Genomic DNA, 17,391 nt, shown 5'->3' on the forward strand with positions numbered 1-17,391 from the left:
GCGTTATGGCGAAATAAGGGGACATTAAAAATGGCGGTGCGAGGATGGAATCCTGCACCGCCATTATTTCAATATATCGATTACTTCTTAGCTGCAGCTACTTGGACTTCTTTCTCCTCTACCGCCTCTACGGCAAAAGCCTGATAGGATTCCTCATCCAATACGCGGCGAGCCGTTACGTAACGAGTTTTGTAATAGGAAGAGTCCAGCTTGTCAATGACCACACCACGGCTACTGGAGGCATGTGCGAAGCTTCCGTCCCCGACATAAATGCCTGCATGCGATACATTCCCATTATTCTTGCCGCTAGTATCGAAGAATACAAGATCCCCCGGCTTCAAGTCTGCCTTGGCTACCTTAGTGCCTACCGTTGCCTGGTCTGCCGATCTGCGGGGCAGGTCGACGCTCGCCTGATTGAAGATATAAATGATAAATCCGGAGCAATCGAAGCCACTGGTCGTGTTGCCGCCATACTTATACTTGGTTCCGATGACTTTATCGATACTCTCTTGCATTTCGGAGCTTGCCATGACGACTCCCGCCTGGAATGCGAGCAGCAGTGCAAGTCCTGCGAATAAGGCGCTGATCTTCTTCTTCAAAACGTGAAACTCCTTCCGGTGCCGACGAGGTTAGCTGTGGGGTTCGGTTGAAGGTCCCCTATGATTCCCAGAAGGAATCAATTCACCCAAAGTGGTTCCCCCGTATCCCTCTGAAGGGAATTAGGCAATTTATTCGTTTTAACTAAGCTAATCATACTGGCAAAATGTTCTTTTGTGTTGAAAGTGAGAATTTTTTAATGGATTCTGAGAGTGTTATGAGAGTATTCTGCTGCAGGCGGTCATAACAAGTGTAATTTCAATTATTTTTGTGTATTATAGTAGGATAAATATGTACCGTGGGAAAGGTTGATCGTGATGGAAAGCGCAACAGAAAACAAGTCTTCATCCTCTAATTTCATTCGCCATATCGTTGTTGATGATTTGCAGAGCGGTCGGGTGCAGGAAGTCGTCACTCGCTTCCCGCCCGAGCCGAACGGGTACTTGCATATCGGGCATGCCAAGTCAATCTGTCTTAATTTCGAATTGGCTGACGAGTTCAAGGGAAGGACGAACTTGCGGTTCGATGATACGAATCCGCTGAAGGAAGATACGGAATATGTGGAGGCCATACAAGAAGATGTGAAATGGCTCGGATTCCAATGGGATGAGCTGCGTTTCGCCTCCGATTACTTCGAGGAGATGTACAATCGCGCAGTGCTGCTCATTAAGAAGGGCAAGGCGTACGTATGCGATCTGACAGCTGAGCAGATGCGGGAGATGAGAGGCACATTGACAGAGCCGGGCAAGGAAAGCCCGGGAAGAAACCGCAGCGTAGAGGATAATCTGGATCTGTTCGCGCGCATGCGCGCAGGCGAATTCAAGGACGGGGAGTTTGTGCTGAGAGCCAAGATGGATATGGCGTCTCCTAACATCTCACTGCGAGATCCTGTGCTCTATCGCATCGCTCATACGCATCACCATCGCACGGGAGATGACTGGTGCATTTATCCGATGTACGATTACGCGCACCCGCTTGGAGATGCCATTGAAGGCATCACGCATTCCATCTGTACATTGGAATTCGAAGATCACCGCCCTCTCTATGACTGGGTTATCTCGGAATGCGAGATGGAAGCGACGCCGCGTCAGTATGAATTCGCCCGCTTGAACGTGACGAATACAATCATGAGCAAGCGTTATCTGAAGCAGCTGGTGGATGAAGGCGTCGTAGACGGTTGGGACGATCCACGTATGCCGACGATTAGCGGGATGCGTCGTCGCGGATACACGCCGGAAGCGCTCCGCACCTTCTGCCGCGAGATCGGCGTTGCCAAGAGCAATAGCGTGGTGGATGAGCGCAATTTAGAATTTTTCATCCGCGAAGATTTGAAGCTGAAGGCGCCTCGCACCATGGCGGTGCTCAAGCCGCTTAAAGTGGTCATTACGAATTATCCGGAAGGCCAGACGGAATGGCTGGACGCAGAGAACAACTCGGAGAACGAGGAGATGGGCATGCGCCAAATTCCTTTCTCCCGCGAAATATATATCGAACAAGACGATTTCATGGAGAGTCCGCCCAAGAAATACTTCCGCTTGTTCCCAGGCAACGAGGTGCGGTTGAAGCATGCTTACTTTATTACCTGCCAGGATGTAGTCAAAGACGAGGACGGCAATGTGGTGGAGCTGCATTGCACGTACGATCCCGAGACGAAGAGCGGAAGCGGGTTCACGGGGCGCAAGGTGAAGGGTACGATCCATTGGGTGGACGCTTCCGCCGCCGTCCCTGCGCAATTCCGCTTGCTGGAACCGCTCATAATAGATGAAGCGCAAGAGGAAGGGAAGTCGTTCCTGGAGAAGATTAATCCTGCTTCGCTGGTTGTGGAGCACGGCTATGTGGAGCCGAATATGGCAGAGACGAAGGGCGGGGACAAGTACCAGTTCTTCCGCCACGGCTATTTTAATGTCGATCCCAAGGATTCTGACGGCGAGATGCTGGTGTTCAACCGCATCGTCTCCTTGAAGAGCTCGTTCAATCCGGCACAAGCTTAACGGAAGCCTGATTAAGCGGTCCGCCCATTCATCAATTTGGCGGGCCGCTTCCCTATACATCCGAGAGAGGGATATACATATGCTGCAGCTATCCGATCAATTTGTTATACGAGATGCAGAGCCGGAGGACTTGGATCAGATCGTCTCTATTTATAATGCGACGATACCGGGCAGAATGGTGACGGCGGATGTGGAGCCTGTGACGGTAGAGAGCAAGCTCGACTGGTTCCGGTCTCGTACGCCGCATGAACGCCCGATCTGGGTCGTTCACGATGCCGTTAGCGGGGGAATGTCCGCTTGGCTCAGCTTTCAGTCGTTTTATGGCCGCCCCGCTTACAACGCTACAGCCGAGATCAGCATCTACATCTCTGAGCCTTACCGCCGCTGCGGTCTGGGATCGCTGATGCTGGAGCGAGCTATCGCGGAAAGCCCGCGGCTTGGATTGACGACGCTATTGGGATTTGTGTTCCGTCATAACAAACCTAGCCTTGCATTGCTGGAGCGGTTCGGCTTTCAGCAGTGGGGATGTCTGCCGGGCGTCGCAGTGCTGGATGGCGTAGAGCGCGATGTGGTCATAGCAGGAAGACGGGTGGAGAAGCAGGAATGATTCCGCTCATAAGGGGGGGATGCTCCGTTGAAAAATAATATTTTGCACGGGGTGGTGGCATGAGAGCCGACCGCTTCGGGTGGCGAATGCTGCTAATCGGAATGGGGCTTGGTTATGCGGCAGTGATGCTCTATTTGCTGTTCATTCGCCATCGCTATCCGATGGCCGGCTATGCTTACAACTTGGTGCCCTTCCGTACGATTGAGGGTTATCTGTTGAACAGAGACGCTTACAACTTCGACACCTGGTTCAAAAACCTGTTCGGCAATCTCGTTTTGTTTATTCCAATCGGGATATTCCTGCCGCTGCTGTTCAAGCGATTGAGAAGAGTGATTCCGTTCACAGCAGCTTGCGTGCTTATGTTGCTTACTGTAGAGACGATGCAAATGCTGCTGAAAGTAGGCAGCTTCGACATCGACGATATTATATTAAATACGCTTGGCGCGTGGCTAGGGCTATATATTTCGTATATGGTCGGAAAATGCCGCGAATTGGGGCATTAAGCAATCCATATTGGATGAGAGATTGAATTGTCATCTTGACGTGATACAGCGGGGGCCGACTGACTGGAAAATATGCAGTTAGATGGTAATATAGCTGAAAGAAAAAGCTTCGGATAAATAGAGGGGAGAACTGTCGATGAGCAAGTATTGGAGTCCGCTGACCGCTTCGCTGGAGCCGTATGTGCCTGGGGAACAGCCGAAGGACAAGCGGTACATTAAGCTGAATACGAATGAAAGCCCGTATCCGCCATCCGCCAAAGTGCTGGAGGCGATTAACGGAGCCGTCAACGAAGACCTGCGGCTGTATCCCGATCCGAACTGCGAAGCATTGATTGAAGCCGCTTCGGCTTACTACGGCTTGTCCCCGGAGCAGACCTTCGTGGGCAACGGCTCGGATGAAATTCTCGCATTTGCCTTTGCCGCTTTCTTCGATCCGAAGAAGCCGTTGATGTTCGCAGACATTACGTACAGCTTCTATAAAGTGTATGCCAAGTTCTACGGGCTGGAGCCACAGCTGATCTCGCTCGATGATGAGCTGGGTATTCCTCTTGACCAATTCCATGGCGACGGCCATGGCGGGGTGATCATTCCTAATCCCAACGCGCCTACAGCCGAGCTGCTGTCGCTGGAGGCCATCCGCACGCTACTTGAACAGAATCGCGATGTTGTCGTCGTCATCGATGAAGCTTATATCGATTTCGGCGGCGAGTCCGCAATTGCGCTCATCGGCGATTATGACAATCTACTTGTGATTCAGACGTTATCGAAGTCTCGCGCCCTTGCAGGCTTGCGCGTCGGCTTCGCCTTCGGCTCGCCGGAGCTGATCGACGGGCTGAACCGGATCAAGAATTCCTTCAATTCCTACACGTTGGACCGTCTTGCCCTGCGGGGAGCGGTTGCAGCGCTGCAAGACGAGGAGTACTTCAAGCAAATTACGGATAAGGTTATCGCAACGAGAGAACGGGTTGCTGAGCAGTTGCGGGGGCTGGGATTCCGGGTGACGAACTCCAAGGCTAATTTCCTGTTCATCTCTCATGACGATTTCGCTGCGAAGGATTTGTTCCTGGCTCTGCGCGAGCGGGGAGTGCTGGTCCGATATTTCGCCCAGCCACGCATCGACAACTATCTTCGCGTCAGCATCGGCACCGACGACGAGATGGACACGTTCCTGAAGCTGACGAAAGAAATGATAGGCCATTCATAAGCGATATTGTAAGAGAAGAGGAGCAGCTTCCTGATGGGAGGCTGCTCCTCTTCTTGGGTATTCGTTCTATTCGTAGACGACGCCGGCATAGAACTCCAGCACGTCGCGCAACAGCATGAAAAATTCTCCGTTCGTAATGGCTGCTGTGTCGCTGATGGCATCCAGAGTGCGCTGCTGAATCCAGCCTTGCGCCACCAGCTTATCCAGCGTGAGCGTCTCCCCTTGGCCGATATCGACCGTATAAGCGATTGTCTTCGCAGCTTGCTCGACAGAGAGCGGCTGCTTCTCCGGCTCGGACATATCCTTTACGGCTGTAAGAGGATCGCCTGCGAAGCGCTCCGGATGCTGCTTCATCACTCTACTCATGCTGTAAGCGATACGTAGCGGATTGGACCTGCCGTCCAGATCAAAGGCCTTATTGTCGCTATTGCCGCTCGTAAGCAGCATGCTCACGGCGGCCTTCAATCCCTCGTATGCTTTGTGCTTCACATAGTAAGGCTCTTGGAAGTCGTTCATCTTCAAATCCATGCCTTGCGCGGTCAAGCGTTCACGCAGCCCGGCGATCAGTTCCTTCGATTGCGACAGCTCGCGGAAGGTCATCTGGTTGTCCTTCGCCAGCTTGGCTGCGGCTCCAGCCGCTTCCGCAGTGGCCATACCAAGCGGGATAACCCGGGCGCTGCCGTGCGGCAAGGAGTCGAAGCTGGCAGCTCGTCCTACGACGAGCAGGCCGTCCACCTTCAGTGGCACGAGCGTTCGGAATGGTACGCCGTATTGCTCGGGCGAGTACAGGACATATCCCTTGTCCAGCGGACTTGCCGCTTGAATATCCACATCGTAGGAGCCATAAGCGATGGCATCCCAATGATCTCGATTCTCCATGAGGTCCACCATCGTCAGGCGGTACTCGCCCATAATATGGCGCGACTCGCGAACATATAATTCGTTGAACGTATAAGCGAACTCCAGGTCCTTGAATTCCTCGAACGTGCTCGTCAAGTAGTCTACAATTCGCGGCGCTTCCGCCTTGCCGATCTCGATCGCTTCCTGAATGCTGCCGGGGTCCAGCGGATCGATTCCGAATATGTGCATCGCGTTCACGAGAATGGTGTCGTCGTTCTGACGGCCGATGTTCAGGCCCCTCATCTTCACGCGTTCCGGATTGCTGGATTCGTAATACTGCGCGTCAGGGAAGCCCCAGGCGCTCATCGCATCTATGCCGGTACTGGGGTGGTCCTCGAAGGAGTCCCATATCTCTTGCGTAACGCCCTTCATGCCGAATACCATCGTGACGGCCATCTGGTCATCAGGCGCGCCGATATCAGCTCTGCCCAGCGTGAACGGGGCTCCGGCCGCCGCTGCGATGTCGCCGTCTTGCGTCGCATCGATGACGGCTGGCGCTGTCACTTCCAGCTCTATGCCGTCTTCCTTCACGATCCGCATGCCAGTCACGACAGCGACGCCGCCTTCCTCACGCACGAGTGGTACCATCGACTGGACCTTCATAAGCAGATCGATGTTGTCCTCCGCTTGCACCATGCGGTTGAATACATTGGCCGCCGTGTTCACATCGAATGAGGTTCCTTCCACTTGGTCGTACCACTCTTGGAATATACCCTTGTTCAGGAAGTTATGCTTGCCCGGTATGGGAGACTTCTTGGGTGAATAGTTCAAGTCTAGCGTGTTCAATCCGCCGACTGTCATTAGCCCGCCCAGCATATCGCGATACCGTCCGTCTACCAGCAGTACGCTCAAGCCGTTGCGGGAAGCGGAGATGGCGGCCGCAATCCCTTCAGGGTCTGTACCGGCTACGATGACGTCATATTTTTCGCCCACTTCTACAACAGACTTCACAGGCGACAGCTCTTGTCGCTTGTGAGAATTGCTTGTATCGTTGGTGCGCATCCATAATCCGACGACGGTCGTGGAAGCGACCAGCACGACAGCCAGTCCGCCTAGCATGATCGTATTGCGAAGCCGCTTGGACATCGCTGGCGTATGGCCCGGTTGGATGTCCGGCTGCTGCCCCTTCTTCGGCAGCTGGCCGAACAAGATCCAGGAATAGGGAACGAAGCGCCCGAAGAAGGCGACAGTTGCCCACGAAGCTAGCAGCATGAACAGCCAGCTGCCCAGGTAGCTCATATGCTCCAGGATGGAATTGCCGAATGTCGGCACATAACGGTCGTATAGATAAAGGTACAGCAGATGAATCAAGTATATGCCGAAGGAATATTGCCCGATCCGATACAGCAGCTTGGATAGAAACACCGGCATATGGCGGTAGACGAAGAAGGCCGCGCCAATCAGCACTAGTGCGGAGAAGATGGCATGGAATCCCCATAGTAATTCATATAGCCAAGCGGGATAACGCGTATTATAAGCGCGTTGATTATGATAAATGTATACATGCGACAGGGCGACGGCAAGCCAAGTTGCCCCCAATAGCACCCACGCGATAATCCGGCTGCCGCTCATATGCTCTCTGGTCACCGCCAGCCAGCTCTTCAGCTTCGGATAGAAGATGCCGAGAGCCGCCCCCGTGAAGAAGAAGGAGAAGTAAGACAACGACCAGCTGCCCTTGTTCGGCACGCTCCAGCCGTAATGCTTGATCATATACAGATTGAACAGCACGAATGCCCATTGCAGAGCGAAGCCTACCGGAACGAACCAGTAAGCGGCGCGCTTCCACTTCTTTGCGATCCAGAGCACGATCGGGAACAGCAGATAGAACTGAATGCTGATGAATACAAAGTATAGATGCGCGTACACATTGCCCATCAACAGCTTCTCGCCGAAGTCTAGCAAGGCTTCCGCCGTGAACAGCGGCACATTGTAAATTTTTCGGACGAGCGCAAAGTAGATGGCGGAGAAGACGATATAAGGAATAATAATATAGAGTAATCTCTTCTTATAGAAACTTCCTATCAATTTCTTGTCCAGCGGCCGATTGTAATAGCTATAGAACAGGACAAAGCTGCTGAGAAGGATAAAGGTAGGCGTGCCGAATCGCATGAAAATATTGATGAAATTATAGAAAAAAAAGTAAGCCGACTCTTTCATCGTTATCGTTGCCGTCGCACTGGCATGAACGGATATGACTCCGATGATGGCAAGCGCGCGAACGATCTGCAGCTCGGGAATATGAGCTTTTCCCGGCAATGCTTTTGTGTTCATATAGCGACTACTCTCCCTGCTAGATTGAAGTATAAAGAACGTATAAATAGTATCATTGATAGAGTTTGATTTGCAACAAATGGGGGGGATTAATCTATTAGTCATTGGAATAGAAGTTATATACAGGAAAAAACAGCGCCGAATAGCGACGCTGTCCGCTTTTGTGTTCATGAATCTCTTCGATTTTATAACTCCTGATCGAAGGCGTCCATCAGTTCCTTTGCCCGGCTGGTATCTTTCTTTTTCACATGTATTCTCTTCAGTGCTCCTTCTTCGGTCATTTTGATCTTCAATCCTTCACTTTTGAACAATGCGTAGAGCCGGTCGATCTGATCTGTCCGGGAACCGCCTTCCGTCCGCATGACAACCCAGCGGCCGCCGAATAATCCCATTGTGATCACCTCCACTCGGGAACATATTTGCAGCAGGAGACACATTACATATGTATTCATTGAGCTATTGCATTCATGACTGGTCTGTTCAAAAAAACTTAAAATTGTGTCTTTGCCGGGTCACGGCGAATAAGCAGCGTCCGGGCTTCGCAAACTAAACGGGAATGCTGTCCCGATGATAAAGAAGATGTGGCGCCAACACTTGACAACTGCAACTGTAATATATATTATTACAGTATAACCGCAGGGAGGCCCGCCAAGTGAACAGTGAATTTACAATTGCCGTACACAGTCTTGTCTTTCTGGCTTATTTGCCGGAGAGGATGGCAAGCAGCGAGATGATTGCTCACAATGTAGGCACGCATTCAGCGCGTATACGCAAGGTGATGAGCAGCCTGCGCCGCAGCGGATTTGTAGACACGAGGGAAGGCTCAGGCGGCGGTTACCGCCTCACGATTGATCCGAAGTCCGTTACGCTGGCCGACATCTACCGGGTGCTGGCCCACGGTTCGCTTATTCCGAGTTGGTGTTCAGGCGATCCCGGCATGGATTGCGTCGTCGGCTCCAATATGAACGAGGTCATGCAAGGCATATTCTGCAGTGCGGAGAAGCAGCTGGAGGGCTACTTCAAGGACATCACCATCGAAGATGTCCTGAAGCAGATTCGGGCATGTCAGTAACGGGTAATGGATGAGACGGGACTTCCCTTGATCATACACACATTGGATAGAGAGGATGATTGTAATGGCAGTAGTAATGACGAAGGATAACTTCACGCAAAGCGTGCAAAACGGAGTAACATTGGTAGATTTCTGGGCGCCATGGTGCGGACCGTGCAAGATGCAGCTTCCAATCGTGGAGGAGCTGTCCACAGAGCTTGAGGGCACAGCTACAGTAGGCACCATCAATGTTGACGAGCAGCCTGAGCTGGCTTCCCAATTCGGCGTGATGAGCATCCCAACACTAATTCTGTTCAAGGACGGTCAGCCGGTTGATAAGATGGTCGGCCTGCAAAGCAAGGAAGCGTTGAAGTCGAAAATCGCAAACCAGCAGTAATCGGTAAGAAAACGATAACCATCACGAAAATGATAACCGTCAAGATCGGCTGAAGGCTGATTTTGGCGGTTTTTCAATTTGGGACAATTTTTGGTGAAAGCGCAACCTTTCCTCCGTAAAATCCGTCTAAATTATGGATGAAATGCCAATTATGCAGGAGGGGTTGAATGATGAAAAGAACGAAAGGTGGAAGGCTTGCGCTCGCACTGTCGGTTGCGATGGTTGCAACAGCCTTGTCAATGCCTGTCTCCTCAGCCAGCAAAGAATTGACATCTTTGGAGGAAGCCGGTGAAGGAACGAGTAACGCAGTCCAGATGGGTGCAGCGGATGCGGAAGAGGAAGCTGGCTCCAGCACGATATCCAAGGAGAAAGCGGAGTCGCTTATTCGACAGTACGTTAATATTCCCGAGGATTATGTGTTGCAGAGGACGAGTTATCAGACGAATATGCTGACAGAAGGCAAGCGTTATGAATGGAATATGCAGTTCCAGAAGCAAGTGAACGGGAAGCATATCGGCAGTATTAATGCTTCGATTGACGCAGACAGTGGCCAGCTCATGTCCTTCAGCAGTTATGTGGACAATCCATCGGCTAAGCCGACGTTCCCGCTGAAGGTGGATCGGAAGGAGGCGCAGCGAATGGCCGAGGAATTGATCGGCGAGCTTGCGGCTTCTTACCAGACCCAGCTGCGACTGGACGAAGCTTACGGGGCGGACACGCTTCCTCCACTGACAGGAGGAGTGGTGCATCAGCTGCGGTATGAGCGGGTGGTGAACGGCAACCTGTTCAATGGCAATTTTATTCGCATCTCCATCGACAGCGAAGGGCATCTGCAGAGCTTCCGGCTCGTATGGGATGATACAATTACGTTCCCAGAGGCTGGCAAGACATTGACGATGGAGGAGGCTCAGGCGGCATTGGAGAAAGCCGCCGATCCGGAATTGTATTACATTCTTCCATTCAATCAAGGCATGGGAGCCGCGAAGCCTTATCTCAGCTATCAACTGCAACCGTTCGCGATCGACGCTGTGTCCGGGGACCTGCTGGGAGAGGATCGTTATTACAGTTATCGGAGAGGAGAGGTGTCCGCCGATCCGCTGACGAAGCAGCCGCTTGGCAGTAAGCCTGAGACGGGCCAATTGTCGGAGAAGGATGCGATAGCCGCCGTGAAGGATGGCTTCGGGCTGCCCGAAGGAAGCGAGCTCGTGAGCAGCAGCTTCAATGATTACAAGGATGAGCAGACCGGCAAGCCGAAGCTGCAATGGCATTTGAACTGGGTGCTGAAGAAGGACGGCAAAGAAGCCGGGAATCTCTATGCCAGCGTGGATGGCAGCACTGGTGTCGTCCAGAGCTTCAATCAGTACAGTCATCATAATGAAGTCAAAGACGGGCAAGGCGTCACCCTGGAGCGAGCGCTTGAGAAGGCTGAGAATACCGTGAAGGAACAGCTGCCTTGGCTAACGGATAAGCTGTATACCGTGAAGCCGGATGAGAAGCAATACGAGTACAAGCAGCCGGAGGAAATAGGCTCTTATTCCATCTCATTCGTGCACAAGGTGCACGGCGCGACCGTGCAATACGACTATGTGAATGTGAACATCGATGCACGTACGGGAGAAGTGAGAAGCTTCGAAGCGCGCATTGCTGATTTCGACTATGCCTATAGCACTCCCAGACTCATTAGCGAGTCGGCTGCTGTGACGCATTGGATGGATGTGTATAAGCCGCAGCTGACGTATCGCCTGCAGGAGCAGTATTGGCTGGACGGCCAGCCGCTGCCTGTCGAGAAAGTGAACCTGCTGATCGCATCGGGAGAGCGAGTGCCGGACGACATCGAGAAGAAATCAACGGTGGAGCTGGTGTACCAGCTTGTCAGCAGACCGTTGGAGGACTCGGTATTCCTGGACGCCAGAGACGGGCAATGGCGAAGCGAGGAGACAGGCGAAGCGACAAGTCTGGATCGGCCCCGTGCGACGGATATAGAAGGACACTGGGCGGAGCATTCGCTGGAGCTGATGGTCGCTTATAAGGCGCTTGATCTGAAGGACGGGGAAGTTCGTCCGGGCGCGAAGATTACCCGCGGCGAGCTGATCAAGATGCTCGTGCTTGCCCGTAACAGCGGCCGCTTCGCCAGCTATGACGGATTGGCCAACAAAGAGATGAGTGCTTCGTTCAATGACGTCTCCGCAAGCTCTGCATACTTCGCCTATGTGGAGAGCGCGCTGGAGCAAAATCTGATTGACCGCGGCGACGGCAACTTCGAGCCGGATGCGACCGTATCGCGCGACGAGATGGCGGAGTTGATCGTTCGGGCGCTGGGCTATAATCCACTTGCGGAATATGATCATATGTTCAAAGTGAACTTCAAGGATGCGGACGGCATTGCGAACAAAGGCCAGGCGGCCATCGTCGTCGGCCTCAAAATTATGACGCTGTCGGACGGCAAGTTCCTGCCGAGCAAGGAAGTGACAAGAGCGGAGGCTTCCATCGCCTTCTACCGCTACCTGCAGAAGCGTGCGGAGCTTCATGAGGCGCCGCTGCGCATCTGATCCCCCCTTTTACCATAATAATACAGAGCCTGTACTGCCCTAAGGGCGGTGCAGGCTCTATTTGCATATGGGCCCGCTCACGTCGTTCTACTTGAAAATTTCCCCCTCCCAGCAGAAAATTGTGCCCCGCAAAGCCATGGAATATCCCCCGTGAAATCATAGGAATATCCCCCCGTTACGGGCTCTGGAGCCGTTGACGGAGCCGGCTGCATGCCCTAACATTTTAGGTGTAGCTCACATGAACCCCGGCCGGGATCATACGAATGAACTTTTATCAAGGGGGATTGCCAAGTGAAGAAAACCGCTTTTACTTTCCTAAGTGTGATAGTAGTGATGACGATGTTCCTGGCAGCTTGCGGCAACAGCACGAAGCCAAGCAATGAGGGTAAACAAGGCTCAACCGGCAATGTGAACCAGGAGGCCCCGAAGGAAACGGAGCAACCTAAGCAAGAAGAAGTGAAGCTTCGCGTATTCTCGACGTTCGGCGGCACGGATGCAGCGCGTGAAGCGTTCGCTGGCGCTTTGGATGCGTTCCAGAAGGCGAATCCGCATATCAAAATCGAAAATGACGTGATGTCTGCCAATGACGACGGTTTCAGAACGAAAGTAAATACGGATATGACAAGCGGCAACGAGCCTGACTTGCTGTTCTACTTTATCGGAGCCGATGCCAATGAGATGATCAACGCAGGCAAAGTGGTTGCGCTTGACGAACTGCTAGATGCGGACCAAGAGTGGAAGAATGGCTTCGCTCCCGCCGCGCTGAACTTCGCCAGACATACCGATGGCAAAATATATTCCATTCCGATGACAGGCTTCTACGAAGGCTTGTTCGTGAACAAAGCGCTATTCGAGCAGCACGGTGTGGAGCTTCCGACGGATTGGGAGAAGCTGAAAACAGCTGTAAAGACGTTCTCTGAAAAAGGTATTATTCCTCTGTCCGGTCCATTCGATCAATCGCACTACCTGATTGAGCACTTCGTGCTGGCTGCAGCGGGCGCTGAAGGTCAGAACAAAGGACTGGTCGACGGCATCGAGCCGAATTGGGAGAAAGGTCTTGCGGCTATGAAAGAGCTGTATGAGCTTGGCGCATTCCCGCAGGATGCTGCAACAATCGACCTGAGCATGGCCGGCAACTACTACTCTGAAGGTCTCGCTGCAATGATTCTGGAAGGCTCATGGGCAATCGGCGGCTGGAAGGACGAAACGAAAGCGAATACGACGGTGCTTCCGTTCCCTGCCATTCCGGGCGGAGCGGGTACGGGCAAGGATGTCGTAGGCGGCTTCGGAACAGGCTTCTACATGTCCACGGCAACTTATGAGAACGCTCAGAAGAAAGACGCTACCGTTCTGTTGCTGAAGCATCTGACATCGCAGGATACGATTAAAGCAATCGCGACGGCTAATGGCGGTACGCCGGCAGCGCAAGGCGTTGAGCCTGACGGCCTGCCGCAAGCAGCGCTGGACGGCTTCAAGATGGTCGGAGAAGCGGTGTCCATCAGCATGCCGATCGACAGCAAGGTTACTCCGGAGACGTTCAATACGATTCGCGCCAACATTCAACCGATTCTAACCGGAGAGAAGACACCGGCTGAAGGACTTGGAGCGGCAAGAGAGATCGAGCTTGCCAATAAGAAGTAATCTCTGACATGCAACGATAGGAATAGTCGCCGCCCCTCTGAGCTCAAGGGCGGCGTCATCATTTCAGGGTTGCGTCTTAAAATAATCCCCAAAGGTGATGACGATGAAGGGCGACCGCAAATATATAGGAATGTTTCTGCTGCCTGCCGCAGCTATCATGTCCGTATTTCTGTACTATCCGTTTTTCAAAAGTGTGTTCTTCAGTTTCTTCCGCACAAAGGGCTTCTACGAGAAAACGTTCGTCGGCCTCGAGAACTATGCCAGAATGCTGTCCGACGAGTTGCTCAGAGCAGCGACGCTGCATACTTTGGAAATTATGTTGTATGTGATCGTCTTCCAGGTCGGCATAGCGCTTGTGCTGGCGGTGCTTGTAGACAGCATCAAGTGGGGCAAGAGCTTTTATCGCATGGTCTTTTTCTTCCCGGTGGTTATCTCCGGCACTGCCATCGCCTTGCTGTTCGTGTTGTTCTACAATTTCCAATTTGGCTTATTGAACAATCTGCTTCAGAAGATGGGCATGGATAAGGTGTTGTGGCTGAGCGAGAGCTTTGCGCTGAAGGCGATATCCATCCCTACCGTATGGCATTATGTGGGCTTCTACTTCGTCTTGTTCCTGACGGCGATGTCCAAGATTCCGTCCGACTTCTATGAAGCGGCGAAGCTGGAGGGCATCACCGGGTTCAAGAAGACGATGAAGCTGACGATCCCGCTTATTATGAGCGACATCAAGGTTGTCATCACGCTGGCCATTACAGGCACGCTGAAAGTGTTCGAGTTCATCTTCGTTCTGACCAGAGGACAGAACGGCACGGAAGTGCTTGGCACATATATGTACAAGAAGGCGATTGTCGATCAGAACTTCGGCTACGGCTCTACGATCGCGATCTACATTGTCGTATTCGGCGTGTTGCTGGCGCTGCTGGCGAACCGGCTTATGAAGAGAGAGGAAATCACATATTAAGCAGTATTAGGGGTGTTCATCCATGCAACAGACAGTAAGGGGAAGCGTTCCGCTCCATCGGAGGGCTGCGAAGCGGAAGGGTCGAATCAGCATCAGCACTATTCTCATGTATATTGTGCTTACAGCCTGGTCATTAACGACGATCTATCCCATGTTCTGGGTCATCAATAATTCATTCAAGGTCTCCAGAGATGTCATGAACAATTCGTTCGCCGTATCCTGGAATCCTGTCATGGTCAACTATACGACGGCCTTCGATCGTATCAACATCGGCAAGAGCTATTTGAACAGTCTGATTATGTCGGGCAGCGTCGTTATATTGGTATTGCTGGTTGGCGGGCTTGCCGCTTATGTGCTGGCCAGATTCCAGTTCCGGGGAAGAAGATGGATCTACTCCATCCTGTATGCCAGCTTGCTGATTCCGGCCTTCGCTACCGTTGTTCCAGTCTACGATCTGCTGATCAGATGGGGCCTTGTGAACACACATTTGGGCTTAATTCTGCCGCAGACGGCGGGTAACCTGACTTTTGCCATCCTGGTGCTCGCGGGTTATATGGCGACGATTCCGAAGGATTTGGAGGAAGCGGCGTTCATTGACGGTTGCAACCGTTGGAGTTTATTTACGAGAATATTTTTCCCTGTCGCAAGGCCTGCATTTGCTTCAACAAGCATCTTCGTATTCCTGTGGTCCTATAACGACCTGTTCTCGGCGTTAATATTCGTCAATAAAGAGAATGTTCGTCCCATCGTTGCCTTGCTAAGCGAGATCAGCTCCCAGTACGGCACAGACTTTGGGCTAATGGCGGCTGCGGTATCGCTCACAGTCGTACCGGTTCTGATCGTCTACTTGTTCATCCAGAAGTATATCGAGAAAGGACTGACAGAGGGTGCGGTCAAAGGCTGATGGCATTTGACGGCGCCCGCAAGTCCTCTCTGCGAACCTGGCTCGAAAGGACGAAAGCCAAGCAGCCACGCTATAACCGGAAGTTGCCGGTTATGCCGTGGTTGCTTGTCGTCTATTCAGTGAATGTAACGCAAGCTAATGCTTCTTTTTTTTACGGGAAGTAAAGTTGGAGACGGACTTGGAATCCTCTACTGTATCGTTGACGAAAGCCATATCCTGATTTTTGGCATGCATTTTTGTTGTTCCTTTATAGTTGCCGCGATGCGTGTTGTTTTCCATACAGGGGTGTCACCTCCTCATGGACTGTAGTATTTCCCACCTTTCTGGAGACATTCCGCCTTGAGACGTTGCGAGCTGCATTCCCTAAGAAGTTCCCTAATGGCAATATCGCCCGTGCGGATATCGACGCCGGAGTAGGCGACACATTCTCCTTCGTAGATAAGAGTTGCTTCAGCGCCGGTTGATGAATGATAGTTTCACAAAAGATGGCGTCTGGGGTATAATGACTGGAGTTGTTTACTTTCGGAAATAGGGGTGTCTTCTCGCATGGCTTTGAAAGCAGGTATTGTAGGGTTGCCGAATGTGGGCAAATCAACGTTGTTTAATGCAATTACGCAGGCGGGTGCTGAATCCGCGAACTATCCGTTCTGTACGATCGACCCTAATGTCGGGGTAGTGGAAGTGCCGGACGAGCGTCTATATAAGCTGGTAGAGCTGGTGAAGCCGAATAATGTCGTGCCGACCGCATTCGAATTCGTCGATATTGCGGGTCTTGTGGCCGGGGCCAGTAAGGGAGAAGGGCTTGGCAACAAGTTCTTGGCCCATATTCGAGAAGTGGATGCGATCGTGCACGTCGTACGCTGCTTCCAGGATGAGAACATTACGCACGTATCCGGCAAGGTGGATCCGCTGGGCGATATAGCTACCATTAATATGGAGCTCATTCTGGCGGATATTGATTCCATCGACAGAAGGCTGGAGCGTTCCAAGAAGAACTTGAAGAGCGGCGATAAGAAAGTGGCGCAAGAAGTCGAGGTGCTGGAGCGTCTGAAGGAAGCGCTATACGAGGACAAGCCCGCACGCAGTCTGGAGCTGACCGATGACGAGAAGCTTCTGGTGCGGGATCTGCATCTGCTGACGATGAAGCCGATTCTGTACGCCACGAATGTGAGCGAGTCGGAAGCGGGCGATACCGAGGGCAACGAGTATGTCCAGATCGTGCGCAAGTTCGCGGAAGCAGAAGGCGCCGAGGTTGTGCCGATCAGCGCCAAAGTGGAAGCGGAGATCGCTGAGCTGGAGGGCGAAGACAAGGAGATGTTCCTGGAGGAGCTTGGCCTGACGGAATCCGGCCTGAATCGGCTCATTCGAGCGGCGTATAAGCTGCTGGGACTATACACATACTTTACGGCCGGTGTGCAAGAAGTGAGAGCATGGACGATTCGCCAAGGGATGAAGGCGCCTCAAGCGGCCGGCGTTATTCATACAGACTTCGAGCGGGGCTTCATCCGTGCCGAGGTTGTGTCCTATGACGATCTGGTAGCCGCAGGATCCATGGCAGTCGTGAAGGAGCGAGGCCAGCTGCGGCTGGAAGGCAAGGAGTATGTCGTACGCGACGGCGACGTTATGCACTTCCGATTTAACGTATAATTATCCTGTTACAATTTTTTGAGAAGAAGGATCTTAGTCTCCACTTTGTAGTGGAAATTGAGGTCCTTTTTTGAACGGGATGGCATGTTCGCCCGTTATTTGGACACACTTGAGACAGCTCTGTCCGTTGTATTTTATATAGTTGTGGACAAGGTGTGCACAGCCTGT

General features: G+C 52.3%; 15 protein-coding genes and 1 riboswitch. Of the genes, 11 read left to right on the top strand and 4 right to left on the bottom strand.

What is annotated here, in order from left to right:
* Positions 1 to 80 precede the first annotated feature (80 nt).
* Positions 81 to 599: a C40 family peptidase gene (locus ACFQ2I_RS00230; RefSeq protein WP_377561422.1), complete on the bottom strand. Its 519-nt coding sequence runs from the start codon at positions 597 to 599 to the stop codon at positions 81 to 83.
* A gap of 4 nt (positions 600 to 603) precedes the next feature.
* A riboswitch (cyclic di-AMP (ydaO/yuaA leader) is annotated at positions 604 to 736 on the bottom strand.
* A gap of 178 nt (positions 737 to 914) precedes the next feature.
* On the opposite strand from ACFQ2I_RS00230, the gene ACFQ2I_RS00235 reads away from it, so the two are divergent.
* From ACFQ2I_RS00235 to hisC, 4 genes are all read left to right on the top strand, one after another.
* On the top strand, positions 915 to 2,588 hold the full coding sequence (locus tag ACFQ2I_RS00235) for a glutamine--tRNA ligase/YqeY domain fusion protein (RefSeq protein WP_377561531.1): 1,674 nt from the start codon (positions 915 to 917) through the stop codon (positions 2,586 to 2,588).
* 79 nt (positions 2,589 to 2,667) lie between these two features.
* On the top strand, positions 2,668 to 3,195 hold the full coding sequence (locus tag ACFQ2I_RS00240; RefSeq protein ID WP_377561423.1) for a GNAT family N-acetyltransferase: 528 nt from the start codon (positions 2,668 to 2,670) through the stop codon (positions 3,193 to 3,195).
* Positions 3,196 to 3,254: 59 nt separating this feature from the next.
* Positions 3,255 to 3,698 (top strand): VanZ family protein, encoded by a 444-nt coding sequence (locus ACFQ2I_RS00245; RefSeq protein WP_377561424.1) that lies wholly within the window; start codon positions 3,255 to 3,257, stop codon positions 3,696 to 3,698.
* A gap of 136 nt (positions 3,699 to 3,834) precedes the next feature.
* Entirely contained in the window at positions 3,835 to 4,902 is a 1,068-nt protein-coding gene (hisC, locus tag ACFQ2I_RS00250; protein ID WP_377561425.1) for a histidinol-phosphate transaminase, read from the top strand.
* A gap of 66 nt (positions 4,903 to 4,968) precedes the next feature.
* On the opposite strand, the gene ACFQ2I_RS00255 is transcribed toward hisC, so the two are convergent.
* Together ACFQ2I_RS00255 and ACFQ2I_RS00260 are read right to left on the bottom strand one after the other, a co-directional pair.
* Positions 4,969 to 8,073 (bottom strand): FAD-dependent oxidoreductase, encoded by a 3,105-nt coding sequence (locus ACFQ2I_RS00255; protein WP_377561426.1) that lies wholly within the window; start codon positions 8,071 to 8,073, stop codon positions 4,969 to 4,971.
* 185 nt (positions 8,074 to 8,258) lie between these two features.
* On the bottom strand, positions 8,259 to 8,465 hold the full coding sequence (locus ACFQ2I_RS00260) for a hypothetical protein (RefSeq protein ID WP_377561427.1): 207 nt from the start codon (positions 8,463 to 8,465) through the stop codon (positions 8,259 to 8,261).
* 260 nt (positions 8,466 to 8,725) lie between these two features.
* Here ACFQ2I_RS00260 and ACFQ2I_RS00265 point away from each other — a divergent pair, with 260 nt between their 5' ends.
* From ACFQ2I_RS00265 to ACFQ2I_RS00290, 6 genes are all read left to right on the top strand, one after another.
* Positions 8,726 to 9,145 (top strand): RrF2 family transcriptional regulator, encoded by a 420-nt coding sequence (locus tag ACFQ2I_RS00265; RefSeq protein WP_377561428.1) that lies wholly within the window; start codon positions 8,726 to 8,728, stop codon positions 9,143 to 9,145.
* Positions 9,146 to 9,209: 64 nt separating this feature from the next.
* A complete protein-coding gene (gene trxA / locus ACFQ2I_RS00270; protein WP_377561429.1) occupies positions 9,210 to 9,521 on the top strand; it encodes a thioredoxin in 312 nt (103 codons plus the stop codon).
* Positions 9,522 to 9,691: 170 nt separating this feature from the next.
* Positions 9,692 to 12,070, top strand: a complete 2,379-nt coding sequence (locus tag ACFQ2I_RS00275) for an S-layer homology domain-containing protein (protein WP_377561430.1) — start codon at positions 9,692 to 9,694, stop codon at positions 12,068 to 12,070.
* 291 nt (positions 12,071 to 12,361) lie between these two features.
* Entirely contained in the window at positions 12,362 to 13,711 is a 1,350-nt protein-coding gene (locus tag ACFQ2I_RS00280; RefSeq protein WP_377561431.1) for an ABC transporter substrate-binding protein, read from the top strand.
* A 103-nt stretch (positions 13,712 to 13,814) separates the two neighbouring features.
* Positions 13,815 to 14,672, top strand: a complete 858-nt coding sequence (locus ACFQ2I_RS00285) for a carbohydrate ABC transporter permease (RefSeq protein ID WP_377561432.1) — start codon at positions 13,815 to 13,817, stop codon at positions 14,670 to 14,672.
* A 22-nt stretch (positions 14,673 to 14,694) separates the two neighbouring features.
* Entirely contained in the window at positions 14,695 to 15,576 is an 882-nt protein-coding gene (locus tag ACFQ2I_RS00290) for a carbohydrate ABC transporter permease (protein ID WP_377561433.1), read from the top strand.
* A gap of 135 nt (positions 15,577 to 15,711) precedes the next feature.
* Here ACFQ2I_RS00290 and ACFQ2I_RS00295 read toward each other — a convergent pair whose 3' ends face one another.
* Entirely contained in the window at positions 15,712 to 15,855 is a 144-nt protein-coding gene (locus ACFQ2I_RS00295; RefSeq protein WP_262676180.1) for a hypothetical protein, read from the bottom strand.
* Between the two features lie 267 nt (positions 15,856 to 16,122).
* On the opposite strand from ACFQ2I_RS00295, the gene ychF reads away from it, so the two are divergent.
* Positions 16,123 to 17,223 (top strand): redox-regulated ATPase YchF, encoded by a 1,101-nt coding sequence (gene ychF, locus ACFQ2I_RS00300; protein ID WP_377561435.1) that lies wholly within the window; start codon positions 16,123 to 16,125, stop codon positions 17,221 to 17,223.
* Positions 17,224 to 17,391: the final 168 nt, after the last annotated feature.

It is taken from the genome of Paenibacillus chungangensis (genome assembly GCF_042675905.1).
Lineage (GTDB): Bacteria > Bacillota > Bacilli > Paenibacillales > Paenibacillaceae > Pristimantibacillus > Pristimantibacillus chungangensis.